General features: G+C 35.9%; 30 protein-coding genes. 13 read left to right on the top strand and 17 right to left on the bottom strand.

Annotated elements, in window-relative coordinates; all coding sequences use genetic code 11:
* Nucleotides 1–4 precede the first annotated feature (4 nt).
* Nucleotides 5–454 carry a hypothetical protein gene (locus AAC601_RS06680; RefSeq protein ID WP_303271165.1) on the bottom strand — a complete coding sequence of 150 codons (450 nt, stop codon included), beginning with the start codon at nt 452–454 and terminating at the stop codon, nt 5–7.
* A gap of 214 nt (nt 455–668) precedes the next feature.
* On the opposite strand from AAC601_RS06680, the gene AAC601_RS06675 reads away from it, so the two are divergent.
* From AAC601_RS06675 to AAC601_RS06665, 3 genes are all read left to right on the top strand, one after another.
* Nucleotides 669–836: a hypothetical protein gene (locus AAC601_RS06675; RefSeq protein ID WP_340152838.1), complete on the top strand. Its 168-nt coding sequence runs from the start codon at nt 669–671 to the stop codon at nt 834–836.
* A 72-nt stretch (nt 837–908) separates the two neighbouring features.
* Nucleotides 909–1,415, top strand: a complete 507-nt coding sequence (locus AAC601_RS06670; protein WP_303271162.1) for an FKBP-type peptidyl-prolyl cis-trans isomerase — start codon at nt 909–911, stop codon at nt 1,413–1,415.
* Between the two features lie 66 nt (nt 1,416–1,481).
* Nucleotides 1,482–1,919: a TPM domain-containing protein gene (locus tag AAC601_RS06665; RefSeq protein WP_303271160.1), complete on the top strand. Its 438-nt coding sequence runs from the start codon at nt 1,482–1,484 to the stop codon at nt 1,917–1,919.
* 77 nt (nt 1,920–1,996) lie between these two features.
* Here AAC601_RS06665 and AAC601_RS06660 read toward each other — a convergent pair whose 3' ends face one another.
* From AAC601_RS06660 to AAC601_RS06650, 3 genes are read right to left on the bottom strand one after another with little or no spacing between them, the layout of a single operon-like run.
* Entirely contained in the window at nt 1,997–2,347 is a 351-nt protein-coding gene (locus AAC601_RS06660) for a DUF4260 domain-containing protein (RefSeq protein WP_340152837.1), read from the bottom strand.
* Between the two features lie 19 nt (nt 2,348–2,366).
* Nucleotides 2,367–2,852 carry a hypothetical protein gene (locus AAC601_RS06655; protein WP_303271157.1) on the bottom strand — a complete coding sequence of 162 codons (486 nt, stop codon included), beginning with the start codon at nt 2,850–2,852 and terminating at the stop codon, nt 2,367–2,369.
* Nucleotides 2,852–3,232 carry a RidA family protein gene (locus AAC601_RS06650; protein ID WP_303271156.1) on the bottom strand — a complete coding sequence of 127 codons (381 nt, stop codon included), beginning with the start codon at nt 3,230–3,232 and terminating at the stop codon, nt 2,852–2,854. Before AAC601_RS06650 ends, AAC601_RS06655 begins: the two co-directional genes overlap by 1 nt.
* A 49-nt stretch (nt 3,233–3,281) precedes the next feature.
* Here AAC601_RS06650 and AAC601_RS06645 point away from each other — a divergent pair, with 49 nt between their 5' ends.
* Nucleotides 3,282–3,950, top strand: coding sequence for a 3-hydroxyacyl-CoA dehydrogenase family protein (locus tag AAC601_RS06645; RefSeq protein ID WP_303271155.1), 669 nt, complete (start codon nt 3,282–3,284; stop codon nt 3,948–3,950).
* Nucleotides 3,951–3,993: 43 nt separating this feature from the next.
* Nucleotides 3,994–5,412 (top strand): Glu/Leu/Phe/Val dehydrogenase, encoded by a 1,419-nt coding sequence (locus AAC601_RS06640; protein WP_340152836.1) that lies wholly within the window; start codon nt 3,994–3,996, stop codon nt 5,410–5,412.
* Nucleotides 5,413–5,566: 154 nt separating this feature from the next.
* Here the strand turns inward: AAC601_RS06640 and AAC601_RS06635 are convergent, their stop codons facing one another.
* From AAC601_RS06635 to AAC601_RS06610, 6 genes are all read right to left on the bottom strand, one after another.
* A complete protein-coding gene (locus AAC601_RS06635) occupies nt 5,567–7,147 on the bottom strand; it encodes an amidohydrolase family protein (RefSeq protein WP_340152835.1) in 1,581 nt (526 codons plus the stop codon).
* Between the two features lie 207 nt (nt 7,148–7,354).
* On the bottom strand, nt 7,355–9,169 hold the full coding sequence (locus AAC601_RS06630; protein WP_340152834.1) for a hypothetical protein: 1,815 nt from the start codon (nt 9,167–9,169) through the stop codon (nt 7,355–7,357).
* A 104-nt stretch (nt 9,170–9,273) separates the two neighbouring features.
* Nucleotides 9,274–10,194, bottom strand: a complete 921-nt coding sequence (locus AAC601_RS06625) for a Brp/Blh family beta-carotene 15,15'-dioxygenase (RefSeq protein WP_340152833.1) — start codon at nt 10,192–10,194, stop codon at nt 9,274–9,276.
* A gap of 41 nt (nt 10,195–10,235) precedes the next feature.
* Nucleotides 10,236–10,679 (bottom strand): hypothetical protein, encoded by a 444-nt coding sequence (locus AAC601_RS06620; RefSeq protein ID WP_303271149.1) that lies wholly within the window; start codon nt 10,677–10,679, stop codon nt 10,236–10,238.
* Nucleotides 10,680–10,681: 2 nt separating this feature from the next.
* Nucleotides 10,682–11,347, bottom strand: a complete 666-nt coding sequence (locus tag AAC601_RS06615) for a hypothetical protein (RefSeq protein WP_303271148.1) — start codon at nt 11,345–11,347, stop codon at nt 10,682–10,684.
* Nucleotides 11,348–11,388: 41 nt separating this feature from the next.
* On the bottom strand, nt 11,389–12,342 hold the full coding sequence (locus tag AAC601_RS06610) for a threonine/serine dehydratase (protein ID WP_303271146.1): 954 nt from the start codon (nt 12,340–12,342) through the stop codon (nt 11,389–11,391).
* A gap of 82 nt (nt 12,343–12,424) precedes the next feature.
* Between AAC601_RS06610 and AAC601_RS06605 the strand changes: the two genes are divergently transcribed.
* Nucleotides 12,425–13,675 (top strand): phospholipase, encoded by a 1,251-nt coding sequence (locus AAC601_RS06605; RefSeq protein WP_340152832.1) that lies wholly within the window; start codon nt 12,425–12,427, stop codon nt 13,673–13,675.
* A 47-nt stretch (nt 13,676–13,722) separates the two neighbouring features.
* The gene (locus AAC601_RS06600) at nt 13,723–14,136 is read left to right on the top strand and encodes a response regulator (RefSeq protein WP_340152831.1); all 414 of its coding nucleotides are present in this window, start codon (nt 13,723–13,725) and stop codon (nt 14,134–14,136) included.
* Here AAC601_RS06600 and AAC601_RS06595 read toward each other — a convergent pair.
* The 6 genes from AAC601_RS06595 to AAC601_RS06570 all read right to left on the bottom strand — a co-directional run bounded on the left by AAC601_RS06595 (nt 14,127) and on the right by AAC601_RS06570 (nt 19,495).
* Nucleotides 14,127–14,939, bottom strand: coding sequence for a hypothetical protein (locus AAC601_RS06595; protein WP_340152830.1), 813 nt, complete (start codon nt 14,937–14,939; stop codon nt 14,127–14,129). The two genes, AAC601_RS06600 and AAC601_RS06595, sit on opposite strands and share 10 nt — an antisense overlap.
* A gap of 10 nt (nt 14,940–14,949) precedes the next feature.
* Nucleotides 14,950–15,618 carry a hypothetical protein gene (locus AAC601_RS06590; protein ID WP_340152829.1) on the bottom strand — a complete coding sequence of 223 codons (669 nt, stop codon included), beginning with the start codon at nt 15,616–15,618 and terminating at the stop codon, nt 14,950–14,952.
* Between the two features lie 43 nt (nt 15,619–15,661).
* Nucleotides 15,662–16,147: a sigma-70 family RNA polymerase sigma factor gene (locus AAC601_RS06585; protein ID WP_303271140.1), complete on the bottom strand. Its 486-nt coding sequence runs from the start codon at nt 16,145–16,147 to the stop codon at nt 15,662–15,664.
* 149 nt (nt 16,148–16,296) lie between these two features.
* Nucleotides 16,297–16,956: a DUF3365 domain-containing protein gene (locus AAC601_RS06580; RefSeq protein ID WP_303271139.1), complete on the bottom strand. Its 660-nt coding sequence runs from the start codon at nt 16,954–16,956 to the stop codon at nt 16,297–16,299.
* A gap of 1 nt (nt 16,957) precedes the next feature.
* Nucleotides 16,958–18,877 (bottom strand): GAF domain-containing protein, encoded by a 1,920-nt coding sequence (locus AAC601_RS06575; RefSeq protein ID WP_303271137.1) that lies wholly within the window; start codon nt 18,875–18,877, stop codon nt 16,958–16,960.
* A gap of 99 nt (nt 18,878–18,976) precedes the next feature.
* Entirely contained in the window at nt 18,977–19,495 is a 519-nt protein-coding gene (locus AAC601_RS06570) for a YfiR family protein (protein ID WP_303271136.1), read from the bottom strand.
* 251 nt (nt 19,496–19,746) lie between these two features.
* On the opposite strand from AAC601_RS06570, the gene prfA reads away from it, so the two are divergent.
* The 6 genes from prfA (at nt 19,747) to AAC601_RS06540 (ending at nt 25,307) form a co-directional block, all read left to right on the top strand.
* The gene (gene prfA, locus AAC601_RS06565) at nt 19,747–20,814 is read left to right on the top strand and encodes a peptide chain release factor 1 (protein WP_303271135.1); all 1,068 of its coding nucleotides are present in this window, start codon (nt 19,747–19,749) and stop codon (nt 20,812–20,814) included.
* Entirely contained in the window at nt 20,801–22,186 is a 1,386-nt protein-coding gene (locus tag AAC601_RS06560; protein ID WP_340152828.1) for a choice-of-anchor Q domain-containing protein, read from the top strand. The genes prfA and AAC601_RS06560 overlap by 14 nt, the downstream gene beginning before the upstream one ends.
* Before the next feature lie 150 nt (nt 22,187–22,336).
* The gene (locus tag AAC601_RS06555) at nt 22,337–22,717 is read left to right on the top strand and encodes a hypothetical protein (RefSeq protein WP_340152827.1); all 381 of its coding nucleotides are present in this window, start codon (nt 22,337–22,339) and stop codon (nt 22,715–22,717) included.
* Between the two features lie 237 nt (nt 22,718–22,954).
* Nucleotides 22,955–23,452, top strand: coding sequence for a DinB family protein (locus tag AAC601_RS06550; protein ID WP_340152826.1), 498 nt, complete (start codon nt 22,955–22,957; stop codon nt 23,450–23,452).
* A gap of 95 nt (nt 23,453–23,547) precedes the next feature.
* A complete protein-coding gene (gltX, locus tag AAC601_RS06545; protein WP_340152825.1) occupies nt 23,548–25,092 on the top strand; it encodes a glutamate--tRNA ligase in 1,545 nt (514 codons plus the stop codon).
* Complete coding sequence (locus tag AAC601_RS06540) at nt 25,092–25,307, top strand: hypothetical protein (RefSeq protein ID WP_303271131.1); 216 nt, start codon at nt 25,092–25,094, stop codon at nt 25,305–25,307. The genes gltX and AAC601_RS06540 overlap by 1 nt, the downstream gene beginning before the upstream one ends.
* 77 nt (nt 25,308–25,384) lie before the next feature.
* On the opposite strand, the gene AAC601_RS06535 is transcribed toward AAC601_RS06540, so the two are convergent.
* Nucleotides 25,385–25,837 (bottom strand): hypothetical protein, encoded by a 453-nt coding sequence (locus AAC601_RS06535; protein WP_303271130.1) that lies wholly within the window; start codon nt 25,835–25,837, stop codon nt 25,385–25,387.
* Nucleotides 25,838–25,895 lie beyond the last annotated feature (58 nt).

Genomic DNA, 25,895 nt, shown 5'->3' with positions numbered 1-25,895 from the left:
GCCTCTAAGGCTTTTTGTCTAAGTCCTCGAAATAATCTCTTTCTCTGTATGGGTGCTTGATACCAAAAGCCGTGATCAAAATTGTTTCAAAGGCAGGACCTAACCATATTAATACAATACCAGTTCCGCCCAAGATCAATGATTCGTTGTATAAGGTATCCATGTTCTGAGCCCAGAATAGAGCATGCAAAATACTGGTAATGATTCTTAAAAGGAAAGTCCAGTTCTTCCGCCAAGTTATTATGATTAGGATATTTTGAAGGATGATAAGTAAGGCAAATACCAACACATAATCATTAAAAAACCAATCTAAAAAGAGGCTTTCAAAAACAGTACGCTTTGTATCTTCTGTAAAAAGCGATTCAAATAAAAAGAGCAGTTGATAAACCCCGTAAAACAATAGTATTTGGGCTAAACTAATGGACAGACCTACAAAGATTCTTTTTTTAAGCATTTTGAGATTATATAAATTCTATATTATTTATTCACGGAATCAAATGTATAAATGTCTGAATTATAACTATTTGATTAAAGAGTAACAATTTGATTCATTGAGTTGTACTAAAAATAATCCAAAAGATACGAAAAGGCATGTACAAGACAAAGAAAAATTTAAGAGCTAAACACTGTCTTATAACATTAGGAATAAGTATAACGTTAGACTGCGTATGAGTTCAAATAAGAAACATCTTTCCAAAGAAAATAGAGAAGAAAAATTAAGTACTTCCAGCAAGCAAGTTAGCTCGAAGAAAAAAGGCGATAGCAAAGAGGAGGAAAGAAATGGTATTATTCCTGAAGGCATGGATTTTAAGAAATTCATGGGTTGTGGAGGATGATCGTTCAAAGTAGTTTTTTAATAGCAAGATAGAAACTTCCAAACATGAAGTATTGTGATGAGTTAATACATCATGGAAATTCACGAAAATACAGTTGTTACTTTGTCATATCATGTAAGGAAAAAGGATGAAACAGGAGAGTTGGTAGATTTCTCTGGCCAATCGTATCCTTTACGATTCCTTTTTGGAACGGGAAAAATGCTTCCATATTTTGAAGAGCAATTAAAAGGCAAAACTCATAATGAGCAGTTTGCATTTCGATTACCAGCAGATTTTGCCTATGGCAAGAAAGACGAAAGTCTCATCAAGTCGATTCCAATTGAAGAATTTACAGAAAAAGAGGGCTATACCAAAGAAACCTTGGAAGTAGGCGCTTTCATTCGCTTTGAAAATGCCGATGAATCGCAGAGTGGTAAAATTATAGATAAAAGCAGGAAATTTGTTAAAGTAGATTTCAATCATCCATTGGCCGGTCAAGATCTCTTTTTTAAGGGGAATATAATTTCGGTGAGAAAAGCATCATTTGAAGAGATTGAAAGACAGCATCACATTGAACCTGATGGTATTAGGTTTCAATAGGTAGTATCTTTCATAACTATTGTAGTTCTTAGACGTATTCCTCGGAAGATTTATTATTTTTACATCATGGCAAAAGACGCATTTACCGAAGAAGAAAAGCAGACAATAGTCAAAGCAGTGAAAGCTGCTGAACTTGAAACATCCGGAGAAATTCAAGTGCACTTAGAAAACCACTGTAAGGAAGACGTAATGGATCATGCGGCACATATTTTCAAGACCTTAAAAATGCATAAAACGGAATTACGTAACGGTGTTTTATTTTACATGGCCGTAAAAGATCATAAGTTTGCTATTTTAGGGGATGCTGGCATTAATAATAAAGTGCCTGAAAATTTCTGGGATGATATTAAAGAGCACATGCTAGCTCATTTCAAAAAAGGAAATTTAACTGCAGGATTGAGTGAAGGAATCAAAATGGCGGGTCAACAATTAGCTGAGCATTTTCCATACAAAAAAGATGATCAGAACGAATTACCAGACCAGATTTCATTTGGCAAAAATTGATTATACATCTTGAGGAATAATACTGATTAAAAGTTTTACGAAATCCAAGCTTAGATATTCACTCAGATCCTACTTTTCTATTTTCCAATCTCTCCTAAGTGAGTAAACTTGAAACCTTTCTCATACTTCAATCCATATCCAAATATTCTGTCCATACTGGCATGACCAAATAAAATGATTCCTCCACATATCATAAAGTCATTGCTGAGCCACCATCCTAAAGAATAGATTAAAATAGCGATTCCTTTATGATGAAAAAGGTTATAGGCAAGGGCTCCGGCTTTGTTTCCAAATGCATAACCAATCATACCTATATCAGGTGCTAGAAGTAAAACGAGAAACCACCACCAAGCAAAGGGTAGATTAGCAAAAAGCAATATGGATAAAGCAAACATTGCCAGTTCTTCAAGTCGGATTAGGTTTTTCATGTAATTAAAATAATGATTTTTATCCAATCAATCGCATCAATTCCCTCCTACTTTTATAGTATGCATCTTTAAACCTAGAAATAATGAGTGCATAACTCGCCAATAATATAATAAGTGGAAAAATGATGGTTAGAATGTCATCATTTTGAACAATAGAGATGGTAGAGAACAAAAGCATCAGAAGAATCCAGAAGATCAAGAAATATTTAATACTTGGGAATAGTCCAAATTCTAAATTAACCAAGCTGCCCGAATCTCCACCTTCAATTCGTCCTTTAATAAGTGGAAGGAAGTTATTTGGCCGGCTAACTACTTGAGAAATTGCAAAACCATTCGCACTTACTTTCCCATTAAAAAGAAAAGCATCTTCTTCAGTGCTTTCAAGAGAACGGTTCTGAAAAGATTGAAATTTGACCGGTTTTACGGCCAGCCTCATGCGTCTTATAATTTCTTCTTGCCCATGTGGGCTTAAAAACATTTCCGATTTGGCTGGCCAAAGATGCATTACTTAGTTGCGATACAACTGATTTCCACATTTACATCTTTAGGCAGCCTAGCTACTTCCACTGTTTCCCGTGCAGGTGGGTTTTCCTTAAAGTACATACCATAGGCTTCATTTATGGTGGCAAAATTGCCCATGTCTTTCACGAAAATACTGCATTTTACTACATCCGAAAAGCCCAAACCAGCCTCCGAAAGAATGGCTTCTAAATTTTTCATGACCTGATGGGTTTCCTCTGTTATATTTTCATTGATCAATTCTCCGGATTGCGCGTCCAAGGCTATTTGGCCTGAAACATATAATGTATTGCCTGCTAAAATGGCCTGATTATAAGGCCCAATTGGTGCTGGTGCTGCTTTTGTTTGAATGATTTGTTTACTCATCTCGCTTTTTATAATTAGTTCCTTAACTTTGGTTCAAAACTAACAAATTATGAATATACTTGTTGTCGGAGACCCAAAAAACCAAGAGGAAATCACAGCAAAATTTGGAAAGAAGCACCAAATCATTTCTTTTGATGATCTTACTGAGATCACCAAAGAGGCTTTTTTCGCAGCAGATGTGGTTTTTGATTTTTTTATAGCAGAAGAACCCGAAGCACTTGAATTTTACGAGCAGCGACCAGACCTGACAGTTTTTACGAATATGGCCATGAGTTCATTTGGAAAGCTGAAAATCTATCAGCATAAAACACAGAACACGGTGTTCGGCTTTAATGGCTTGCCCACTTTCATCAATAGAAGTATTTTAGAATGCACGCTTCAGGATGAAAATGAAAAGGAAAAATTAAACCTAATTTGTGGTAAACTAGGGACTGAATTCGAGATTGTAGAAGACAGAGTAGGCATGGTGACTCCAAGAATTATTTGCATGATTATCAATGAGGCCTTCTACACAGTCCAAGAAGGAACAGCTTCGAGTGAAGATATCGATTTAGGTATGAAGTTAGGTACCAATTATCCCTTTGGGCCATTTGAATGGAGTGAAAAAATCGGTCTGGAAAATGTCTATGAACTATTGGAATTCGTTTACGATGATACTAAGGAAGAAAGATATAAAATCTGTCCTAGGTTAAAGAAAGAATATTTAGCTTTAACGTAGATGGAAGAATTAATTAAATTTTCAAAATATAATTGATACATATATGTCACAAAATCAAGAGTATAGCTTGTTCGAGGATGTTTGTAGTTTCGTAGATGATGCAGCTCAGCACATGGAACTTCACCCTGGATTATTAGAACAAATCAAACAGTGTAACAGTATTTATAAATTTCACTTTCCAATCCGGATGGAAGATGGTTCCTACGAAGTAGTGAAAGGCTATAGGGTACAGCATTCACATCATAAGCTCCCGACCAAAGGAGGTATCCGATTTAGTGAGATGGTAAATGAACAAGAGGTGATGGGCTTATCTGCCTTGATGACCTATAAATGTGCGATGGTGAATATACCGTTTGGTGGTGCAAAAGGTGGAGTGAACATAGACCCATTAAAGTATAATGCTCGTCAGTTAGAAAAAGTAACGAGAAGATATACTTCTGAATTAATCAAAAAGAAATTTATTGGCCCTGCAATTGATGTACCTGCTCCTGATTATGGAACAGGAGCTCGAGAAATGGCCTGGATAGTGGATACGTATGAAGCTTTTAATCCGGAGGCCATTAATGCCAAGGCATGTGTAACAGGTAAGCCACTTTCACAGCATGGAATTGAAGGTAGAACTGAAGCTACAGGAATGGGGGTCTATATAGGAATTCGTGAGGCGGTTAGTGTAGAAGATGATATGAAGGAATTGGGCTTAACCACAGGTTTAAAAGGAAAGAAGATCATCATTCAAGGTTTAGGTAATGTTGGTTTTTACTCAGCCAAATATTTGACTGAAGCTGGAGCCAAAGTTATAGGTATTGCCGAATGGAATGGCGGTATTTGGGATGAAGACGGAATAAATATTGAGGAACTAAAAAAGCATCAAGCTGAGCATAAGACTTTGGAAGGCTATGGGAAAGGGGAGTTTATTAAAAACTCAATTGAAATAATGGAATATCCTTGTGATATTTTAGTTCCTGCTGCATTGGAAAACCAAATCACAAGCGAAAATGCGCCAAAAATACAAGCTAAGATAATAGGGGAGGCCGCCAATGGTCCTATCACAAAGGAAGCAGAAAAAATATTATTGGATAGAGGTATAATGGTTATTCCAGATATGTATTTGAATGCTGGTGGTGTGACTGTTTCTTATTTCGAATGGTTAAAAAACTTATCCAGAGTTTCATTCGGAAAATTGGAAAAGCGGTATGACATGGAAAAGTATAAATTTTTGGTTGATAGTATAGAAAATGCAACTGGGGATGCATTCAATCAAGAGCAAAGAGATGCTATTGTAAGAGGGGCAAGCGAGAGAGATTTAGTGATTTCTGGACTGGAAGAAACGATGGTAACTGCTTATCATGATATGAATAAGATGCGTAAGGATAAAAAAATTAAAAGCTTGAGAACTGCCGCTTTCATACTGGCAATTGAAAGGATTGCAGTTAGCTACACTGATATGGGAATTTTCCCTTGATATGAGACAATTTTGAAATCTGTCAGGTTAAGTTTAAGTACTCCTGACAGATTTTCCTTTTTTTGACTTGTAATTTTTGACCTCATGTAGTGTAGGAAATAAGTCGAAAATAGCATTCCAAGCTGTCCTAATTTGAGAAGATTTAAGTACAAACTTATTCCATTCCGGGTTGCTTTATCTCATAGCCACTCTTCTTTTTTTCTTCCTTCACCATCTCTTTTACGTCTTCTAAGAGTTTTTGAGCATCATATATTATTCCGTCTTTGATCGTGTATTTTACCCCTCCAACTCTGACTACTTCATTATCTTCGGTCAATTTAATGGCGCCTGTTCCGTACAAAGCTTTTAAGTTCTCCAGAGGGTTTTCTTCCACTATCACAAAGTCAGCCAGTTTTCCGATTTCTACCGTGCCGATTTTGTCTTCCATACCCAAAGCCTCGGCACCGTTCATGGTAGCAGACATCATAATTTCCAAGGGATGGAAACCAGCCTCTCTGAGTAATTCCATTTCTCGGATGTAGGCAAATCCGTAAAGTTGGAATATAAAACCTGAATCCGATCCGGTAGTAACGCGTCCTCCTCTATTTTTATATTCGTTGACAAAAGTCATCCACAATTGGTAGTTTTTTCTCCAGCTCACCTCTTCCTCTGTTCCCCAATAATGCCAATAGGAACCGTGAGAAATTTTGCTAGGCTGATAGAATTCCCATAAAGAAGGAAAGGTATATTCTTCATGCCATTCGGCTCTTCTGGCTCGCATTAAATCCCTACTGGCTTCGTAAATGTTGAAAGTGGGGTCAAGCGTAAAATCCAGAGCCAATAATTTATTCATTACCTCATTCCATTTATCCGAATAAGGGGGAGCTGCCTGTTCCCACAATTTACCAGCCTCTGAGAAACGGTCTTGCTCATTATTATAATTATAGTCTAGCTTGTAGTGTTGAACTGTTCTATCTGTGAATAATGCTTCTGGTAACCCATACCAATGTTCCATGGTCGTTAAACCTGCCTTAGCTGAATTGACCACATTCCATCTTGCAACATCCATCTGCGCATGATGCATGGCAGACCGTAAGCCTAAACTTTTGTTTTCTTCCAAAGCCGCTTGCATAATTTCAGGTCTTGCGCCAAAAAACTTGATGCCATCCGCACCTTTTTTGGCATTTTCTTGCACCCAATCTCTGGCCATTTCAGGACTGCTGATGGCCTCCTCACTTCCTTGTCCGAAAGCAGTATAAGCCAATATTCTTGGGGCAGTAATTTCATTATTGGTACTTTTCATTTTATGCTTTAATACCCAATCTAACCCATTGCCGGCAGATGGGTCCCGAATAGTCGTGATACCATGCCCCATCCATAATTTAAAGACATACTCGGCAGATACGCCTTGTGCTTCCCCACCTATGTGCCCATGCATATCTACAAAACCTGGCATTAAGTACATGCCTGCGGCATCCAGTTCTTTTCCACCTTCTTTTAATTGTGGCCTTTTTTCTTCTTTAATTTCTACTCCGGGATAGCCAACAGTTTTGATTTCCACAATTTTGTTTTGCTCTACCACTATATCCACTGGGCCAGTCGGTGGCGCTCCATTTCCGTTAATTAGGGTAACACCTCGAATAATCAGTTGAGGCCAAGGTCCTTCTCCTTCTGTTCTTTCGGGGGCATCTTTTATTTGAGCCCAAGTGAGAGAGCAAAAAAGCGTTATTATTACTGTAAGTAAAATCTTTCTCATAATTGTAATTTTTCAAAGAAGTTCAATATAAGAAAGATTGTTTGAAGGGCAGTAAAGAATTTGAAGAGTGGATACCCAAATTGGTTCAAGTGTCTCGCTTGGACCAAACACAAAGTCTTACCGTCTCGCTTAGACTAGAGAAGCATTTGTAAAGCGAAATCTACCTAAACATCAAGGATTGTCAGATTTAGCCTTAGCATTAAATATTTATTTTTCCTTAATAATCTCAATCCCCATTTTCCTCATCAGTGGAACCGCATTAAAGGTGTGGCATGGTCCATCATGCAATTTATAATCAAATAAAATTTCCTCTCCACTGACATCACTATTGAAACTGTTGTTTTGGAAATTCTCTAATTCATCTACCAATTTCGCCAATGATAAATCATGGGTAGAAATTAAGCCCATGCTGTTGGTTTTCATGAGTTGCCTGATTAAGCTTTCGGCTCCAATATTTCTGTCTTCAGAATTAGTGCCTTTCAATATCTCATCTAATAAATAGAATATAGGTCTCTCCTGTGGAACTTTGGTCATGTCTACCAACTGTTTCAATCTTTTTAATTCGGCATAAAAAGAAGAAGTATTTTCTTCAAGGTTATCTTGCGTTCTCATGCTGGTGAACAATTGCAAAGGACTAATTTCTAAACTTTCCACACAGCATACAGCTCCCATTTGTGCCAATATCATATTGACTCCTAATGATCTCTCAAAAGTACTTTTTCCACTCATATTGGCTCCAGTTATTAAGGTAACTGCACCCGGTCCTTTCATTTCAAAATCATTACAAACCCTTTCTTCATGAGGCAATAATGGATGTCCTAAATCTTTGGCTTTGAGTTCACATTTTGCATCGGAGATTTTAGCAGGTTTATAATTCTCATGAGCAAAAGAAAAATCTGCCATACTCATGATGGCTTCCCAATCACCAATGGCATTAAACCAGCCTTCAATATCCTTTCCGTACTGGTTTTTCCATTTCACAACATTGTTTAAGACCCAATAGTCGATCAGTAAAAATGGATTAATGACCCAGTACATCATACCCGCCCGAGAATGCATCCAATTCAAAATTTTTGACAACGAATTGATTTTTTGAGAAGCTTTAGGGTTTTGAAAATGGCTTTGTAAATCCTTTAAAAATGCCGAAGCAACTGGCTTCTCTTCCGCCATCTTAAATAGATTCTTATGTTGTTCCAAGTGGACTGCAATATGCTCTGTTTCTGACTGCAGACGCATAATTATTTTCTGAATAGGGACTAATAGCAATATGTTTATTAAAAAGCCTAATCCGACAAAAGACCAGGGTAGAAAACTTGCTAAGGATAAAACAAAAAATACTACTAACTGAAAAATGGCAATGAAGGGAATGAATTTAAATATCGGCTTAATTTTCTCTTCTTTCGATTTGGAGAAAAAATCAAAAAGACCAGTGAAATCATCGTCTTTTTTTGTGCTTTCTTTTATTCGGCTTTCTGCCCACCATTCTAAACGCCAGTCGAAGTCATGTTTAATTTCTTCCACTGCTTGCTGTCTGTCTGAAATCTCTTCTTTAGTTGCCGGTGACTTAAACCATTTTGCTAAGCTTTCTTGCCCAAAGTTTAATACGCTTCGATTTACCAAGGAAAATACTGAATGTCTGCCAAAAATATCCATATCCGGAGCATATTCATGTAGCCCGTCAATAAACCTATCTCCATTAGGAAGGCAATCTAATTTTAAATTTAAACGCCCAATTTCTTCATCTAAAATTAATATTCTATTTCTGGCCAGGGTTAAAAGTCTCTTTTTTGATTTATGTTTGTTGACTAACCAGCCGAAAATTAATGGAAAGGGTAACAGTACTAGAGTAGTTGCAAAACCATTTCTTTCATTTATGAAATATACTGATGAAATTACGGTCGCTAGGAAATATAAGACCCTTATTGTGCCGAATTGATTGGTAAGCTTTCTATTTTTCTCAACTTCATTTTGAAATTGATTAATCTTTTGACGGTAGTATTCAGATTTTGTGGCAATACTCATTTTTATGGCTTTTACTTAGGGCTGTAAAGGTAAGTGAAGTAGCTTGTTATTAATGAATAATTCCAAAGGTTTCTCAAAGGAGAAAAAAATAAGAAATCAATTAATTACTTCCTTTGCATCTTTTTATACCAATTATCCATCACCACGCTATGGGGAAGCGTTAAAACAGATAAAAAGATAATGGTCAAAAAGAAAGGAGAGATAGAGAATTGAAAATATGAAAATGCAAATAATAAAATTAGGACACCCGCCACACTCATTAAAGTAAAAGGCAATAGCTCTTTGATAAAATGATTGAATTTAAATTTCTTCCTTTTGGTACCTAGGTATTTGTATTCTTCATACAACACCTTCAATGAATGCCAGATCGCAAAATAAAGTGCAAAAGCCAATAATGGTGGCAGAGTGTAGAATGCTAAGTGTAATAGAAGAAAAACACCTATTTCGCTAAAAAACCTATTTTTTGAATTGACTTTAAATAATAGTAAATAAGCCATCAAAATGAATGTAGCAATAGAAGTAATCACAAAAAAGTAAGATAGGCTAGTAGGAGTAATGATGGTTGCCGTTTGATTGAAGTGAGAGGTTTCCAAAAAGAATTCAATTAGCCTATCGTAATGATGATAAAACAAACCACTGATAATGGAACCTCCCCATGACAGGTACAATAATTTTTTACCTTTACTGCTCTCCTCAATTTTTACATCACTAAATTGCGATTGTCCAAAATGGAAAAATGAAATTAAGAAAAATACTACCAAACTAAAGTAGGGGAAAACAATCCAAGTAATTACATAGGCCCCAATTAAACCTAAATAAAAAGCATAAAATTGAATTTGCTGTTTAGTGCTTTGTTTCTTTTTTCTCAATAAAATGTGATCAATCGCTCCATGTGGAATCCCCAAAAGGAAAATTAGAGCGAGTGTGATTTTTAATTGCGTATCAAATGCCAAAGTTTCTAACCACGGATAGATGGAAATAACCAAAATGGTGATGAAAATATGTAAGAAATTGGTTTTAAGCATGATAAAATATAAAACCTGAATTCCCCAGTTTTGTTTAAAGCTCAGGAATGCTGTTCAATTACAATTTCTTTTCCATTGAAAATAATCTTATCTCCTGCTGTTTTACCTATCATAAGCTGAGCCAAAGGCGTAATTGCAGAAATCAAAAAGACATCTTCACCATCTATAGACATTTTCCCATATGAAATAGAAATGAAGTATTTTGCTAATTCAGTTTTGACCAATGACCCAAATCGTATTTCTAAATTTTCCTCAGAGGGGTTGATTTGGTGAAGGGTTCCCAATTGCCTATTGATATTCACCAATTGTGATTGAAGTTTATCCTTTTCTTGATTCATCATTTCCCTTCCAGTTTCATATTTGTCTCCAGCTGAGCTCTTAGTATCTGAACCAATGGATTCTCTAATTGAGGCTATCTCTTTGGATAATTCCAGCTTTTTATCCTCCAGTTCATTTTTACATTTGTCGATAATCTGTCCCTTCATGTTTATTGATTAATCCTGTCAAACATAGCTTCAAGGTGATTCCTGTTTTTTCTTAAACCACCCATTGTGCATTCGTAACTCTTAAGCGAAAAAATGTTTGGAAAGCTAATATGACCCATTGCAATGGAATAGCTGATCGTAATAGGCACATAATTTAATAGCATGATCAACTTTTGAAAGTTTTTTGTCCTAACCTTTTTGAATCCCAATTTCTCTGCGGTATGTGGATTAATGAAATAAGCATTGGCCTCAATTTTAACTTCATTTTGTTCTTTGGGAAAGCTGTCCAGCATATTCAGTAGTCCTTCCATATAGCTGTAAAGAATCGCTTTTTTATTTCTGGATTCGCTTTTATGCATACTGAGCGTATAATAGTAATCGAATAAAGTGCCGCCATGCAACTGAACTTTATTGTTTTTTAATGCAGAAGAAAGCAACAAAGGAGAGTAGTAAATGATTTGACCTTTTTTTCTCCCTGTCGGTACATCTATAAAAGAAGCATAAATGGAAATCACCGGCTGAATTAATATCAGAATTATCCATAGATTAGTACTCCAAGCCATGAAGACAATCACAGCAATTATTATCAATAAATTGAATATGAAAGACCATAGTTTTCTTTTTTGGTCTCTTTTAGGTAGAATATAATAGCGGTGAATAATTTTCATCTGATATTAAAAATAGACTTAGCTTATCGCAAATAAAAAATTTAGAAAGGTAATTTTTTTAGATCAACATTTCCGCCACATAGAATAACCCCAACTTTTTTGCCTTTAAACTGCTCTTTTATTTTGATCATGGAGGCAAATGGAACAGCACCGGAAGGCTCCACCACTAATTTCAGATAATTGAAAATTAAACGCATTGCTTCAATGATTTCTTGATCACTTACTGTAACAATATCTTTTATATATTTTTGAATAATGGGAAAATTCCTTTGACCAACGGAAGTTCTTAAACCATCTGCAATAGTATCCGGATTGTCCATTGGAATTATTTCTCCCGCTTTCCAAGACCTATAAGCGTCATCTGCTCCCTTTGGCTCTGCACCTATCACAGGAATTTTATTTCCAAAATATTGAGATGACAACAAGGTGCCAGCCATTAATCCCCCTCCGCCAATTGGAGCAAAAATTGCTTTTAAATGATCTGTATCTTCTATCATTTCCTTCGCACAGGTGGCTTGACCAGCTATCACATCATAATCATCGTAGGGATGAATAAAGGTTGCTCCTGTTTTCTCTACCACTTCATTAAGCGTTTCTTCTCTGGCTTTTAAGTTTGATTCACAATATATAACTTCAGCACCATATCGTCTAACTGCCTCCACTTTGACTTCGGGTGCATTTTGAGGCATTACAATATAGGCTGGAATTTTTGAAAGTTTTGCAGCAAGTGCTACAGCTTGCGCATGATTTCCAGAGGAATGAGTAGCCACCCCCTTTTTTAATTGTGATTTACTTAAGGAAAGAATTGCATTAGATGCCCCTCTCATTTTAAAAGCACCTACTTTCTGTAAATTCTCACATTTGAAATATACACTAACCCCTAATATTTCATTCAGAGTTGAAGAAGTAAATACTGGCGTACGGTGTACGTAATCGTGAATTCTTTTTTCAGCGCTCAGGATATCTTCTTTTTTGGGGATTTCTTGAAGGTGCATAAGGTTATGTTGGTTTTAATTTAATATATTGCTTAGCAAAAAATTAGCATGATGATCATCATGCTTCAAATACTATCTATTTATGCAATTTAATAAGTTTCTCCGATTATTATTCGTCCTGTTATCAACTGTTTTTATCATTTCGTGTGATAAAAATGAAATTGAAGATGGATTAGAAGATGATTTTGATTTTCAAAATGTTGTTAGTTATGAGTTTCTAGATTCTATATCTGCAGATGAAATAATTTCCCGTTTCGGTGGAAATAATTTAGCGAGTGGATTTATTAACTTCGATATTACTGCACATAAAATTACCTATATGACCGCAAATTATGACGGCACAGAGGTGGAAGCCTCAGGCTTGGTTTTAATTCCGGTTGTTAGTGGGTCATCTAAATTGACTAGCTTCCAACACAGCACATTAGCGAAAGACCCCGATCCTGAAATAGACCAGGAAGCAAGAGCACCTTCATATTTACCAGATAATAATGACGAAATTTTTCTGTCTGCCGCACTTTTCGCTTCAAATGGTTATTTAATTTCCGCTCCCGATTATATTGGTTATGGAAGTACAGGTGACATGTTTCATCCCTATGAACACGCTCAGACAACAGCAACCAGCAGCTACGACATGTTAGTAGCCGCTAGAGAATATGCCGAATTTTTGGAGGTTAAAATGAGAACGGAAGGAGATAGTGAAGTGGAGGAACTGTATTTATTAGGCTACTCTCAAGGAGGGAATTCTACTATGGCCTTGCACAAGTATATTGAAGAGGAACACCCTGGAGAGTTTGAAATTATAAAAAGTGCCATGGGAGCTGGTGCATACCATAAAACTGCAGTTGGTGATTATATTTTTAATAATGAAGGAGATCTTGGATTTTCAATCCGCCTTTACTTATGGGTTTTGGATACATATGATCGGGTATATTTGCAGCGAGGCATGGCATATTATTTAAAGGAGCCTTTTGCAACAGAAGTGATTGACAAGGGTTATTTCGCAATTTCAAGTACTAATCCGCAGGAATTGTTTACCGATGATTTTATCTCTGAAATTAATGATCCCAGTAGTGAGTTTAGTGCTGCATTAGCTGATAATGATATACATAACTGGAAAGCGGAAGCCCCAATTAAGTTATTTCATAGCAGAGATGACGCATTAGTCCCCTACTTCAATTCAGTGGATGCCTTTGAAAGTATGAATGCTATGGGAAGTACCGAAGTCACATTGGAAACTTATGTATTCGGTGGAGATGTAGATCCACAGGATATCCATGGATTAGGGGGAGGAAGGTTTTTTTCTGATGTCATATCTAATTATTTTAGGTTTTAGTATTTTTTAATAAGCAATTGAACCAGACGGAGTCCGAATAATTTATTATGTCAGTACCAAATCAGAATTTTGAAGTATTAATAGTGGATGATGATGAAATGACTGTTTTTTTACATGAGGTACATGTAAAAGATAATGATTTTCACCCCGCCCCAAAAAGTTTTTACAATGGGAAAGATGCGGTGGATTATTTCAATACATATTTCAATGTGGCCAAACATTATTGTATTTTATTGGATATTAATATGCCCATTTTAGATGGTTGGGAGGTGATGGATGAAATCGAAGAAAAAGGTATGGATAAAAACGTCTCCGTAATTATTTTGACCTCTTCAATAAACACAGCCGACAGATTAAAAGCTCGAAAATACAATATGGTTATTGATTATGTAGAAAAGCCACTAAGTACTCAGCATCTTGAAAAGATTAAATTACAAGATAAAATTAAAGATTATTTTTGATTTGATTTTCTGCTCTCTTCATCAAAGAAGAATTTAAGGGTAGCGTTTTGAGGTACAGGTTCTTTTGCATAAATAGTGAAATAGTAGATCCCAGTGTTATCACAATGATATTTGTACAAGCCCTTTTCTCCACTAAAATCAGATAGCATTTGCTGTTCACGATTTGAGTTAGCTACTATAAGATTTAAATTTGTATTTCTTTCCCATAAGAAGTAATAATCAGTATTTCTGGTCAGAACGTAAGAGTATTCTGACATATAAGGGAGATCATCTCTTTTGACTTTTTCGTTGTATTCCTTTAGTAATGCTAGCTCTTTTAAATTAGTGTTTTTGTCTAAACTGGTAGATGGAATATTGATATTCCCGGCTTTATTTCTTTTGAGTAGAGACACGTTCACACAACTACCATCCGGACTTTTTGAGTAAATCACCAGCTTGTAATCACCACTTTGATGTTTTGTTAAAGTGGTCAGAAACTCTCCCGGCCCAATATTAGCTGCCGTTTCAGTTTCGATTTCAATATTATCCCAATCAAAGACTTTGTATCCTAATTTAGCATCTGGATTAGTTTTCTTGAATAGGAAATATTGAGGGTTTTTTGGAGAGGAAGTAAAGCGGATTTCCTTATAATATGGTAAATCTTCGTAGGCTTTAATAAAATGGATAAGATTGACTTCGGCTGTTAAGGAATCAGGATCTAAATTAGCAGTATATTTTATTAATTCTTCTTCACATTTGGATTGTGTATATGCCGAAGCAGTCGCAATAATTGTAAATAGGGCAATGAGTTTAATTGTTTTCATCTTTGTATTGTTATAGGTTCATATAGTTATCAAATATTAACAACGAATTTTGTCGCTTTTCAGAAGAATTAAGTAAAATTGTTTTTCCATCGTTTTTAAACACTACTTTTTCTCCACTCATCATGCTGATTTCTTCTCCCGAAGAGCTGGGGTTTAACCACCTGATTTTTCCTCTGGATACAAGTACTTTTATGTCGTTATTTTTTAAAGTCTGGATTTGAAGGCTGGATTTACCCTCCATTATTAAATATCCACTTTGCAATTCTACTAAAAGGTGAGTCTCTTGTGGAGTTCTGATTTGTGCGGTCCCATTAATTTTAATCCATTTCGTTTTGCTAAAGCTTAAGGAGTCAAATTCAAATTGAGTATTTTTAGCTAAAACGAGCTCACTTCCATCAACCAAGCTTATATCTCGTAGTGCATACTTGGTTGGAACTGATTTAAACAAAATTATGGAGACAGATATGACTACTAGCAAACTAGCGGCTGCCCAATACCATTTTAAATTGGGTTTTTGGGCAGGAGAAAGCTGGTTGAATTGATTAAAATCTTGAACCGTTTGATCAAAAAACACTGTGTTTCTTTCCGATTCAGCTATCCAATCCATCAACTCATCCTCCTCCTTTGTTGATAGTTTACCCTCTAAGTAGTTCCATATTTGTTTATATGTATTATTCATTTTGTTGATTCTTATTACTAGAGTACCTCAAATGGCTTTGCCCCTAATTTTTATCTAAATATTTTCTAATTTTCTTAAACGCTATGGTTACCTGATTTTCCACAGTCTTCTCACTGAGCTGCAAGTATTCTGAAATCTCAGCATGTGTTAATCCGTCATCAAGCTTTAGTCGCATGATTTTTTGGCATTTGGGTGGCAATGAATCAATAGCTTTTGGAATTAATGGAAAAAAGTCTTCTCGTGACTGAAAATGAGGAATATCTTCAGTTTGATTTTTGTAAAAGTGATAATTGACTTCTTGCACATTCTTTTCTTTCGCCATCATCGCATAGGCTTCATGTTTTGCGCATTGAATAAGATAGGAATAAGGATTTTTAATTGCTGTTAGCTTTTCAGAATCCCAAAGTTTGCGAAATACATTATGGACTGCTTCTTCAGCATCCATTTGTGAATGCAATATTGCTTTTGCGAAACTTATTAGTCGCTTGTGATAGTCTTCGTAAAATTGCTGAATTAGGTCTGGGTTCAATTCACTTTTTTCCTTAAGGAGTATTTTTTTCCTATGCCCCCCTAAAATTTTTGGAAGAGTTTTGAGAATATCATTAAAAAAATAGTGGTCTTACAGGACTGGACTGGTGAACAATCTAAAAAGCAACTTAATTCGATCTATATTTACCCCTATAAAGATTGTACAATTTCCTTTTTTAAAAACTTCAGACTCCACATTCCTCTTAAATCTCCCAGCTCGTATCCTGTAGCTTTATCATTAGGATATTCATCCTTTAGAATAGCCTGTACCTCTTCTGAAATCTGATCTTGAGAACCATGGCAGTTTAAACAAAATTCAGAAGGTATTCGAATAGGATTGTTATATAATATTGTGTCTCCTGGTCTAATAAATTGCACGTTTGAGCCTAGTTTATCTCCCTGTTCGATAGAATATTCGTAAGCTTCTAAAATCCCTTTTTCCATTTCTGAAGGAGCATTATTAGGATTTCTATATTTGTTACTAACTCTTTTGAGAAATACTTTATACTCCTTAGCTAAGCTGTCAGTCAAAGGGTAGGCGTTCATGCTACAAAACTTGGCAGCAGCCTTGAAACCGCCATCAGCATATTCTTCAGATATCTTGGCCATAAAAACTCCACCGACTTTTTGGCTAATAGAGTCGCCTAAGTATTTGGTTTTGTTAATGATGTCTGCCTCCGACACTTTTTTTACTGCTCGTTCTTCTTGGCTCTCTTGAATTTCTTGAGGCCTTCTTTTTTCAGTAGAGAAACCGCATGACCACACTAAAATTGCAAAAAAGACATATGAAAATCGGAAAATTAGTTTCATGCTAAATCAATTCATCATTCGAAATTATGGAGCCAATCATTAAATAACTACTTCCACCAGATTCTTGACCGCTTAATGGTCCGCAAGAGAATTGCGAATTAACAATTGATCCATCTTTATGCTTTAATTGAATTATTCCAGACCATGTTTTATTTGCTTCTAAAGCACTTTTCATTGTTTTATAAGCATCTTTAGACTCAATGATTTTGGTGATTTCTGTTCCACTTAAGTCAGAAGAAGAATACCCCAGTTTATCAGAAGTAATATTATTTATGCTGTTTATGTAAAAAGACTTATCCAATTCTACCATCATATTGGTATAATTAATGATCTTCTCTTTATCTTCTCGCTCACGTTGACCTCTCTCCATTTCCTCTTGTGTGGCTTGGAGTTCTTCCATGTTTTGCCGCATTTCCTCCTCTTGGGAGCGCATCTGTTCGGTCATTTCTCTTGATTCTTCAAGTAATTTAGAAGTTCTCTCATTGATTTTTACAGATGAAATAGTTGAGGCAATATTCTCAGCAATTTTTTCAACAAATTCTCTTTCGTGCTCTGCAAACTCGTTGAATGAAGCCAATTCAATAATTCCGTAAATCTCTTCATTTACTTTCAGAGGAACTATTAAGATACTGTTCGGATTCGCTTCCCCTAGACCAGAAGTAATCATTACATAGTCTTGAGGAACTTCCGTCATATAAATGGTCTCAGCCTCTAGCCAAGCTTGACCAGTTAAGCCTTCGCCTTCATAAATTTTTTGTTCTAAATACTTCTTTTTGTCCCAAGCATAACAAGCAGTTAGTTCCAGAAATGGGTCGTCATCATCCTCTCTATTGATAACAAAAATACCACCTTGATTGGATTTAGTATACTTTACCAAGTTCGAAATAATGTCATCGGATAGAAGAGAAATATTGTCATTATTCTTCCTTAGGATATCTCCAAACATGGCTAAACCTTCAGTTGTCCAGTTTCTCTTTTTATCTTCTTCAGCCACTTTTCTGAGGTTGCCTCGCATGTTAATAAGGGCATTTCCTAGGACATCTTCCTCACTCAATGGCTGATAGTCTGAATCGTATTTTCCGTTACCAATATTTTCAGCGAAATATGAGGTTTCTTTAAGGCCATCAACTAATTGACCAACTGCTACGGCCATTTCACCAATTTCATCATTACCAAACTTCCTTTCATTGTCTTCAGGCAGTATTCCTTGGCCTAATTTAACAATAATGTCTTTAATGTAATTAACAGGCCGTGTTATGGATGAAGCCAACCAGAATGCGCCAATTAATCCTAGAATCACGAATACTACTCCCAAAATAATCGAAGTGTTTTTCAGGCTTTGGGAAGAGTCCAAAACTTCTGCTTCGTATTGTTCTGACTCCTTCTGCTTTTCATCTAATATGATATTCAAGTGAGATATAACAGAGTCAGTTTGAGGAATCACTTCCCCGTCTATTGATTCAGAAGCCATGAATTTAACAATCGGGTCTTCATAATCTTCAAAAGTCATTAAACTTTCCATTATTCCTTTTTGAACATCCATTAACTGTTCAAATTCAGTAAAAATAGTATCCATCTCCAGCCTCTGCTCCTCATTATCCCATTTTTCCTTCAAGGCTGTTATTTCTTCTTTCAGAGCCGGATATTGTTCAGAATGAATTGACCGTAAACTATCTTTATTTGTCTCGTTGCCCTGAAGATATACCCAGTTGGTCACAAACATTTTTGATTTTACAATCAGAAGGTTAAAATCCTTAATGCTCGATAGTGAAGGCTTTATAACATTAGAATTGGTTTGGGTTAAATTACTATTCTGAGTAACTGTGAAAATTGTGATTCCGGCATATACTATAAAAATTAATATAAGGGTGATAAACCCACCGAGTATTTTATTACCAATCGTAAATCGAAAGTTTTTCATCTTTTGGCTTTTAAAAAATTATTCTTTTTTAAACTTAATGAAATTAATTGAAATATAAATTTAATCCAATAATTCCGTACGCGCTTATATATGTAATATTTAATTTATTTCTTCCCCAAAACGGGTCAGTTCTTGAGACATTTTTAATCCTGACTTTTCCAATGTCGTGGTATTCACTTCAAATCTCAATTTTCCATCTACATCTTTAAAATTAATCATAGATCCGTTGCGTGCCATCCCTTCTGATTCAGTAACCAACAAACAGGGCTGTCCATTGAGGTTGGTTTTTATACTGGCAAAATTTTGAGCTTTTTCCGATGGCACAAATACGATATGATAAAACTCCCCTTTATTGACTTTATCAAGCTTAACTATCTTTATATTTCTCTCTCCCACTTTCTTGATTTCTGCCATTTCTTCCAATAAGGGGATAATCTCTGAGTCTCCTATTACTGCGATCACAAAATCCCCTTTCTTTTTTTCCTCAGGCCAATCAATATATTTTGTAAAACTGTAGAAAAATACCTTGTGGAACCGATAGTTTTTTTCTTGACCAATGCTATCCTTTGCAACAAAAAGGAAAACGAAAAATATGAAAACGATTTTTAAGTGGTGCATTCGTAAATGAATTTTCTAATAGAGTATTTTATATTTATCTTAATCTTAAGCTACACGTAACCCCAGCTATTTTATTTTAAAGTGAAAAAGTAGTCATTTTTAAGTGAAAAAAGAAGTATTTATCGCTTAACCCCCGGGAAAAATCTTTGAATTAAAGGTCGAGCAATATACAAACATATAATATCAAGTATTTTGTGCTTTAATCTATTGATTAATATTTAGTAGTTTTGTATTAATAAATAGAATAATTGATGTTAGACAGATTAGAAAGAATGAAGGAACGCTTTCAGGAAGTGGGCCAATTAATGGTGCAACCTGATGCTATGGCGGACATGAAAAAGTTTACCGAGCTCAGCAAAGAGTATGCTGATTTGGAAAAAGTAGTGGAGGTGTATGATCAGTATACCAAAGTGCTGGACGACATCAAACAAGCTAAGAACATTTTGGAGACCGAAAAGGAGCCGGAGTTTAGGGAAATGGCCAAAATGGAATTAGAGGAACTAAAACCTGAGAAGGAAAAGCTCGAAGATGAACTGAAAAAAATACTGATTCCTAAAGACCCTAATGATTCAAAAAATGCTGTTTTGGAAATTAGAGCTGGAACTGGAGGGGATGAAGCAGCCATTTTTGCAGGCGATTTATATAAAATGTACCAACGATTTTGCGATAAAAATGGATTGAATTTGACCGTTTTGGATTTGACCTTTGGGACTGCCGGTGGTTATAAGGAAATCATCAGTACGGTTACAGGCAAAAATGCTTATGGAACCTTAAAATATGAGTCAGGTGTGCATCGGGTTCAAAGAGTGCCCCAAACCGAAACTCAAGGTAGAGTTCATACTTCTGCGGCCACCGTAGCAGTATTGCCTGAAATTGATGATGTGGAAGTTGAAATTGACATGAATGATGTAAGAAAAGATACTTATTGTTCTTCCGGACCGGGTGGACAATCTGTAAACACGACTTATTCTGCCGTGCGATTGACACACGAACCGACTGGATTGGTGGTCACATGTCAAGACCAAAAATCTCAAATTAAAAACTTCGAAAAAGCACTAAAAGTATTGCGTTCTCGTTTGTACGAAATTGAGCTTGCAAAGCAAAATGAAGAAGTTGGTGCTCAAAGAAGAAGCATTGTAAGAAGCGGTGACAGATCTGATAAAATCAGAACTTACAACTACCCACAAGGACGGGTGACCGATCATAGAATAAATTATACAGTTCATAATTTACCCAATATCATGAATGGTGAAATCGAAGACCTTGTTGAAAATTTACAGATTGCCGAAAATGCCAGCAAAATGGATGAAACGGCTTAATAAGGCCTTTATATTGATTTTTTTTGGAGTTTTGTTTACTGGATTGGCCTCGTGTTCATATGAACCTGAGCCAACAACAGATCCCGTAGATCTCACATTTTCTACAGACACTTTACAGTTTGACACTTTGTTTGCCGAAAGACTGAGCATTACAAAAAGGCTTAAAATCAAAAACCCCTCTAAAGAGGCGGTCACGATTTCTTACATTGGGCTGAGAAATCAGAACACTGCTTTTCAACTTACCTTGAACGGAAGAACGCAATCTTCATTTTCCGATCAGCTGTTATTGGCGGAAGATAGTCTTCTACTGTTGATTTCCGCCAATATTGATCAAGGAGATGAAAACAACCCCTTTGTGATAAGAGATTATTTAGAAGTAGTTAATCAAGAAAATTCTCAATCTGTAGTTTTTGAAGCCTGGGGTCAGAATGCACATTATTTATCCGACACAATTTTGGATTGTAGTGCTCGATGGAATGCGGAAAAGCCTTATGTATTATCAGGCACCATCCAAGTTGATTCTTCATGTATGTTGAGTATTGAACCGGGAACTAGAATTTATAGTGCTACACAAACCTTTATTGTTGTAAATGGAAGTTTACAAGCCGAGGGAAGTATAGAAGAACCCATTGTATTCACTAACGATAGGTTGGACGAGCCTTTTACCACTGCTGCAGGTCAATGGGGTGGCATTGTGTTTTTGGAGGATAGTAAAGATAATTATTTCAAACACACTACAATTAAAAATGCTCTTTTTGGTGTAAACCTAAACATATTCAATCCGGATAACGAGCCAGATTTAATCATGGAGAATTGCTTTGTAGGTAATATGGCCATATCATCAGTCATTTCCTTAAACAGTGATTTTGAAGCGGTTAATTCTGTTTTTTACAATACTGCTTCAGGAACGGTTTCCCATACTGGCGGTGGGAGTGCCTATTACACTCATTGTACCATTGCTAATTACTTTAATGTAGCCCGCGAAGATCCGGCCGCTTTCTTTTCTGATTTGGCTTTTGATAATGATGATAATGAAATTTTAGCCCCATTGGAAGTTCAATTGTTAAACAACATTATTTACGGCCGAATAACAGACGAAATCCAATTTTTCGAACAGCAAGAAGGGAACTTGAATTTTTCTTTTTCGCATAATTTATTCAGGAGCAGTATATCAGTTTTAAGTGAGAATAATTCAGTTCGTAACCAAGTGCCCGAATTTGTGGAAGTTAATGATACGGATTTCCGTTTGCAAGAGAATTCACCTGCCATTGATGGCGCTTTACCGACTAATATTGCTACCGATATCCAAGGTGAAAGTAGAGGTGCTACTCCAGATATTGGGGCTTATGAGTTTGTTGAAATTGAGGAGTAAACAAGCGCTTTAGGTTAATTAATCCAAAATTAAAGGCTAGTCGAAAAATCCTTGGTTTTCTAAGGATTTAGGATTGAATTTTTTATATTTCCTAATAATATGTATCCGCAACGCTGATAGCCAATTGTTAGCGAATTACAGCAACCAATAGTGAAATTACAGGCCAGATGTGATAATTGTAAAGCGTACCTATTATTTCATGCAAATGTTTCGGACAGATTTGAGCTAGCCAGAAAAAGAAGTGATAATATTGAATTAAAATGTTCAAACTGCGGGACTAACAAAACATATAAGGTAAATGAAATCAGAGCAGTAGAAAACAAAATTTTATCACTTTTGGACGTTCTGATTTTCCTGGCTGGGACAATTGGATTGTTTGCTTATTTGTGGCCTTTCTTTTTCAAAATATTATACATTTATACAATAGCAGGACTTGTGGGAGCATTGACTATTCCTTTTTTAATATATCAAGCAATTAATCATGGAAGAGAGAATAAGGTACAGTATTTCAACTCTAAGAGATACGGCTGAAAACTATATAATCTAGCTATCACAATGTAAAACCATGCGCTTCAGCAGTTTCAAGCAAGTTTAGTACTTAATCTCCGTAATTTTTGGCAATTAGAGCAAATGCTACCTTCAACCTACTTCTGGTTCAAGCAGCAAACCATTGGTAGTAAAATAAAATTTGCTAACTTCATCGCCTTAATTTAAATATGACGCACGGATTTTTACACGGGCACGATTTAAAATGAAAACCAAATCCAAATGAAAAACCAAAGCTACATAGATTTTGCATACTACAACATTTGGGCAAACAATAGATTTATTGAGAGTCTCTCAAAACATGAGGAAGATTTGCTAAGTCAACAAATAGAATCCAGTTTTCCGAGTATTTTGAAAACAATTTCTCATATCTGGATGGCTGAAATGGGTTGGCTTTCTAGGCTAGAAGGATATGGTTGGGAAACATCCAAAATCATAAACTTTTCAGGAAATGCAAATGAAATGTTTAAGGCTTGGCAGTCAACTTCTCTAAGCTTTAAAGAATTCGTAGAAAATACAGATTTAGAACAAAAGCTTGATTTTGAGCATAAAGGAGAATCATTTTCAATTCCATTTCGAGAAATAGCGCAAACTGTTTTTAACCATGGAAGCTACCATAGAGGTCAACTGGTAATGATGATGCGTCAGTTGGGCATTACCGATATTCCTAAAACTGATTATATTGAATGGGTTAGGGAAAAAGCAAGAGCAAATCGGTAAACATATAAACTACTTATAAGTATTGTTTGCTAAGCTGCTACTTTTAAACTTAATTCATTAATTTTGCACCCCAAAATGCATAAAAATACAATCTCATGAGTCAAGCTGTACGCGTACGTTTTGCCCCTAGTCCTACTGGCCCTCTGCATATAGGCGGAGTTAGAACGGCTTTATATAATTACCTATTTGCTAAAAAAATGGGAGGTCAATTCATCCTAAGAATTGAGGATACCGACCAAAACCGATATGTAGATGGAGCTGAAGATTATATTCATCAAACATTGAAATGGTTAGGGATAACCCCTGACGAAAGCCCATGGAATGATGAGGGTGAAGTTGGACCTTACCGACAAAGCGAGCGGAAAGATATTTATGCCCAGTATGCCCAGCAATTATTAGATGAAGATAAGGCTTATTATGCTTTTGATACTTCGGAAGAGTTGGATGAAATGCGTGAGCGATTAAAAGCGGCCCGAGTGGACACTCCTCAATATAATGCCATCACTCGAATGCAAATGAAAAATTCCCTGACTTTATCAAAAGAGGAAGTAGAAGCCAAATTGGGAGCAGGTGAACCTTACGTGATCCGTCTAAAAGTCCCTAGAAAAGAAGAAGTACGTTTAAATGATAAAGTAAGAGGTTGGGTAATGGTTCATTCTACCCAAATAGATGATAAAATCTTAATGAAATCGGACGGGATGCCGACTTACCATCTAGCCAATGTGGTGGATGATCATTTGATGGGCATCACCCATGTCATCCGTGGTGAGGAATGGTTGCCTTCTGCGCCTTTGCATGTTTTGCTATATCAATTTTTAGGTTGGGAAGATACCATGCCTGAATTTGCTCATTTACCTTTATTATTGAAACCTGATGGCAACGGGAAATTAAGTAAGCGTGATGCTGAAAAGCATGGGTTTCCCATTTTTCCAATGGAATGGAAAGATCCTGCATCTGGAGAATTTTTGGCAGGCTTTAAAGAAGAAGGTTATCTTCCCGATGCATTATTAAACTTCTTGGCATTCTTGGGTTGGAACCCAGGTAATGAACAAGAGATTTTTAATTTGAAAGAATTGATTGAAGCATTTACAATCGAAAGAATTGGAAAAGCAGGAGCTAAGTTTGATATCCAAAAAGCTAAATGGTTCAATGAACAATACCTAAAAAACAAGCCCAATTCAGAACTAGCGGAATATCTTAAGAAAGATGCTGAGGCCAATGGGATTATGGTTTCTCAAGAGAAATTAGAGCGAATTGTTCATGCATTGAAAGAAAGGGTGACTTTCCCAACTGAGTTTTGGACACAAGGTCAATATTTCTTCCAAAAGCCGGATAGCTATGATGAAAAAGTGGTCCGTAAAAAGTGGAATGCTGATGTTGATAAAGCTCTAAGTTTATATGCAGATGCGTTGGACAAAGTAAATCATTTAGATGCAGGAAATGCCAAGGCTACTTTTTCTTCTGTTCTAGAGGAAGAAGGAATAGGCATGGGGAAAGTCATGCAATCACTTAGAGTTAGCATTACTGGCGAAGCAGGTGGACCTGATTTAATGGAGATTATTGAGATATTAGGCAAGCAAGAAATAACAGAAAGGATCCGTTTAGCGTTAGATAAGCTAAAGGGCCAAATTTCTGAATAATGTCTAAAAATAAGGAAGCAAATAAGAAGGATAAAAAACCTAGTGTTAACCCGAAACTCGAAGGCTTTGATGTCAAAATAGATTCCTTTGGTGAAATTCAGACTAGCTTTGATATTGACAGAATTAATCAGTTCTTAAATAAAGAAGTTGAAGATAAAAAACTAAAGGATAGAGATGACATTGAGGGTTTGAAAAATCGGGATGAGGAAGAATAATTTTATTAGTATTAAAAAGGAAAGGCAACGGAATTTGCCTTTCCTTTTTAATGGTACTGGTGACTATATTATTTTACTTACTCCTTTATTGTTTTTTCAGGCTCAATAGGGACATATATCTCAACTTGCTGTTTGCCCCAGTTTCTAGCAGCCTGTTCATCTAATCCCATGTAAATATCAATTTTTCGAGTCCAGCGCTTATTCATTTTATCCAAAACTTTAAATGATCCTTCCAAACCTTCAATTTGTATAATGGAATTATGATCCAATAGGCCCTCTTTTAGAAAATCTCTAGAAATAGCAATAGCTTTCATACCAGGTTTCAAAGTATCTCCCCATGCGGCAATCGCAGGATTTCCTTTTTTTGTTTGTGCTTCAACGGAGTTATAAGCCGTGGAAGTAACTTGAATAGTGTCATACTGGATTTCGGTTTTTTCTTCTGTTTCATCCGATTCTCCTGAAGGACCACATGATGTAAGCAATGCCACAACTATTAATGTCAGATATATTTGATTAGTAGAGTTTAGCATAATTTATTGATGTTTTTCGATAGCACCCGATCTTTAATAACGAATGAGTTCAACTTAC

Origin of the sequence: uncultured Marivirga sp. (assembly GCF_963974845.1) — a bacterium.
GTDB classification, from domain to species: domain Bacteria; phylum Bacteroidota; class Bacteroidia; order Cytophagales; family Cyclobacteriaceae; genus Marivirga; species Marivirga harenae.
Note: the sequence above shows the minus strand (reverse complement) of the source record. Positions and strands in the feature narration are given on the sequence as shown.

What these genes read in the sequence shown, in the direction of transcription:
- AAC601_RS06660 (WP_340152837.1), bottom strand. Translation starts at nt 2,347, where the DNA reads ATGAAAAACCTAATCCGACTTGAAGAACTGGCAATGTTTGCTTTATCC.
- AAC601_RS06590 (WP_340152829.1), bottom strand. Translation starts at nt 15,618, where the DNA reads ATGAATAATACATATAAACAAATATGGAACTACTTAGAGGGTAAACTA.
- AAC601_RS06570 (WP_303271136.1), bottom strand. Translation starts at nt 19,495, where the DNA reads ATGCACCACTTAAAAATCGTTTTCATATTTTTCGTTTTCCTTTTTGTT.
- AAC601_RS06635 (WP_340152835.1), bottom strand. Translation starts at nt 7,147, where the DNA reads ATGAGAAAGATTTTACTTACAGTAATAATAACGCTTTTTTGCTCTCTC.
- AAC601_RS06615 (WP_303271148.1), bottom strand. Translation starts at nt 11,347, where the DNA reads ATGAAAATTATTCACCGCTATTATATTCTACCTAAAAGAGACCAAAAA.
- AAC601_RS06680 (WP_303271165.1), bottom strand. Translation starts at nt 454, where the DNA reads ATGCTTAAAAAAAGAATCTTTGTAGGTCTGTCCATTAGTTTAGCCCAA.
- AAC601_RS06610 (WP_303271146.1), bottom strand. Translation starts at nt 12,342, where the DNA reads ATGCACCTTCAAGAAATCCCCAAAAAAGAAGATATCCTGAGCGCTGAA.
- AAC601_RS06580 (WP_303271139.1), bottom strand. Translation starts at nt 16,956, where the DNA reads ATGAAACTAATTTTCCGATTTTCATATGTCTTTTTTGCAATTTTAGTG.
- AAC601_RS06535 (WP_303271130.1), bottom strand. Translation starts at nt 25,837, where the DNA reads ATGCTAAACTCTACTAATCAAATATATCTGACATTAATAGTTGTGGCA.
- AAC601_RS06650 (WP_303271156.1), bottom strand. Translation starts at nt 3,232, where the DNA reads ATGAGTAAACAAATCATTCAAACAAAAGCAGCACCAGCACCAATTGGG.
- AAC601_RS06540 (WP_303271131.1), top strand. Translation starts at nt 25,092, where the DNA reads ATGTCTAAAAATAAGGAAGCAAATAAGAAGGATAAAAAACCTAGTGTT.
- gltX (WP_340152825.1), top strand. Translation starts at nt 23,548, where the DNA reads ATGAGTCAAGCTGTACGCGTACGTTTTGCCCCTAGTCCTACTGGCCCT.
- AAC601_RS06595 (WP_340152830.1), bottom strand. Translation starts at nt 14,939, where the DNA reads ATGAAAACAATTAAACTCATTGCCCTATTTACAATTATTGCGACTGCT.
- AAC601_RS06625 (WP_340152833.1), bottom strand. Translation starts at nt 10,194, where the DNA reads ATGCTTAAAACCAATTTCTTACATATTTTCATCACCATTTTGGTTATT.
- AAC601_RS06550 (WP_340152826.1), top strand. Translation starts at nt 22,955, where the DNA reads ATGAAAAACCAAAGCTACATAGATTTTGCATACTACAACATTTGGGCA.
- prfA (WP_303271135.1), top strand. Translation starts at nt 19,747, where the DNA reads ATGTTAGACAGATTAGAAAGAATGAAGGAACGCTTTCAGGAAGTGGGC.
- AAC601_RS06630 (WP_340152834.1), bottom strand. Translation starts at nt 9,169, where the DNA reads ATGAGTATTGCCACAAAATCTGAATACTACCGTCAAAAGATTAATCAA.
- AAC601_RS06560 (WP_340152828.1), top strand. Translation starts at nt 20,801, where the DNA reads ATGAAACGGCTTAATAAGGCCTTTATATTGATTTTTTTTGGAGTTTTG.
- AAC601_RS06575 (WP_303271137.1), bottom strand. Translation starts at nt 18,877, where the DNA reads ATGAAAAACTTTCGATTTACGATTGGTAATAAAATACTCGGTGGGTTT.
- AAC601_RS06620 (WP_303271149.1), bottom strand. Translation starts at nt 10,679, where the DNA reads ATGAAGGGACAGATTATCGACAAATGTAAAAATGAACTGGAGGATAAA.
- AAC601_RS06665 (WP_303271160.1), top strand. Translation starts at nt 1,482, where the DNA reads ATGGCAAAAGACGCATTTACCGAAGAAGAAAAGCAGACAATAGTCAAA.
- AAC601_RS06670 (WP_303271162.1), top strand. Translation starts at nt 909, where the DNA reads ATGGAAATTCACGAAAATACAGTTGTTACTTTGTCATATCATGTAAGG.
- AAC601_RS06605 (WP_340152832.1), top strand. Translation starts at nt 12,425, where the DNA reads ATGCAATTTAATAAGTTTCTCCGATTATTATTCGTCCTGTTATCAACT.
- AAC601_RS06640 (WP_340152836.1), top strand. Translation starts at nt 3,994, where the DNA reads ATGTCACAAAATCAAGAGTATAGCTTGTTCGAGGATGTTTGTAGTTTC.
- AAC601_RS06645 (WP_303271155.1), top strand. Translation starts at nt 3,282, where the DNA reads ATGAATATACTTGTTGTCGGAGACCCAAAAAACCAAGAGGAAATCACA.
- AAC601_RS06675 (WP_340152838.1), top strand. Translation starts at nt 669, where the DNA reads ATGAGTTCAAATAAGAAACATCTTTCCAAAGAAAATAGAGAAGAAAAA.
- AAC601_RS06600 (WP_340152831.1), top strand. Translation starts at nt 13,723, where the DNA reads ATGTCAGTACCAAATCAGAATTTTGAAGTATTAATAGTGGATGATGAT.
- AAC601_RS06655 (WP_303271157.1), bottom strand. Translation starts at nt 2,852, where the DNA reads ATGCATCTTTGGCCAGCCAAATCGGAAATGTTTTTAAGCCCACATGGG.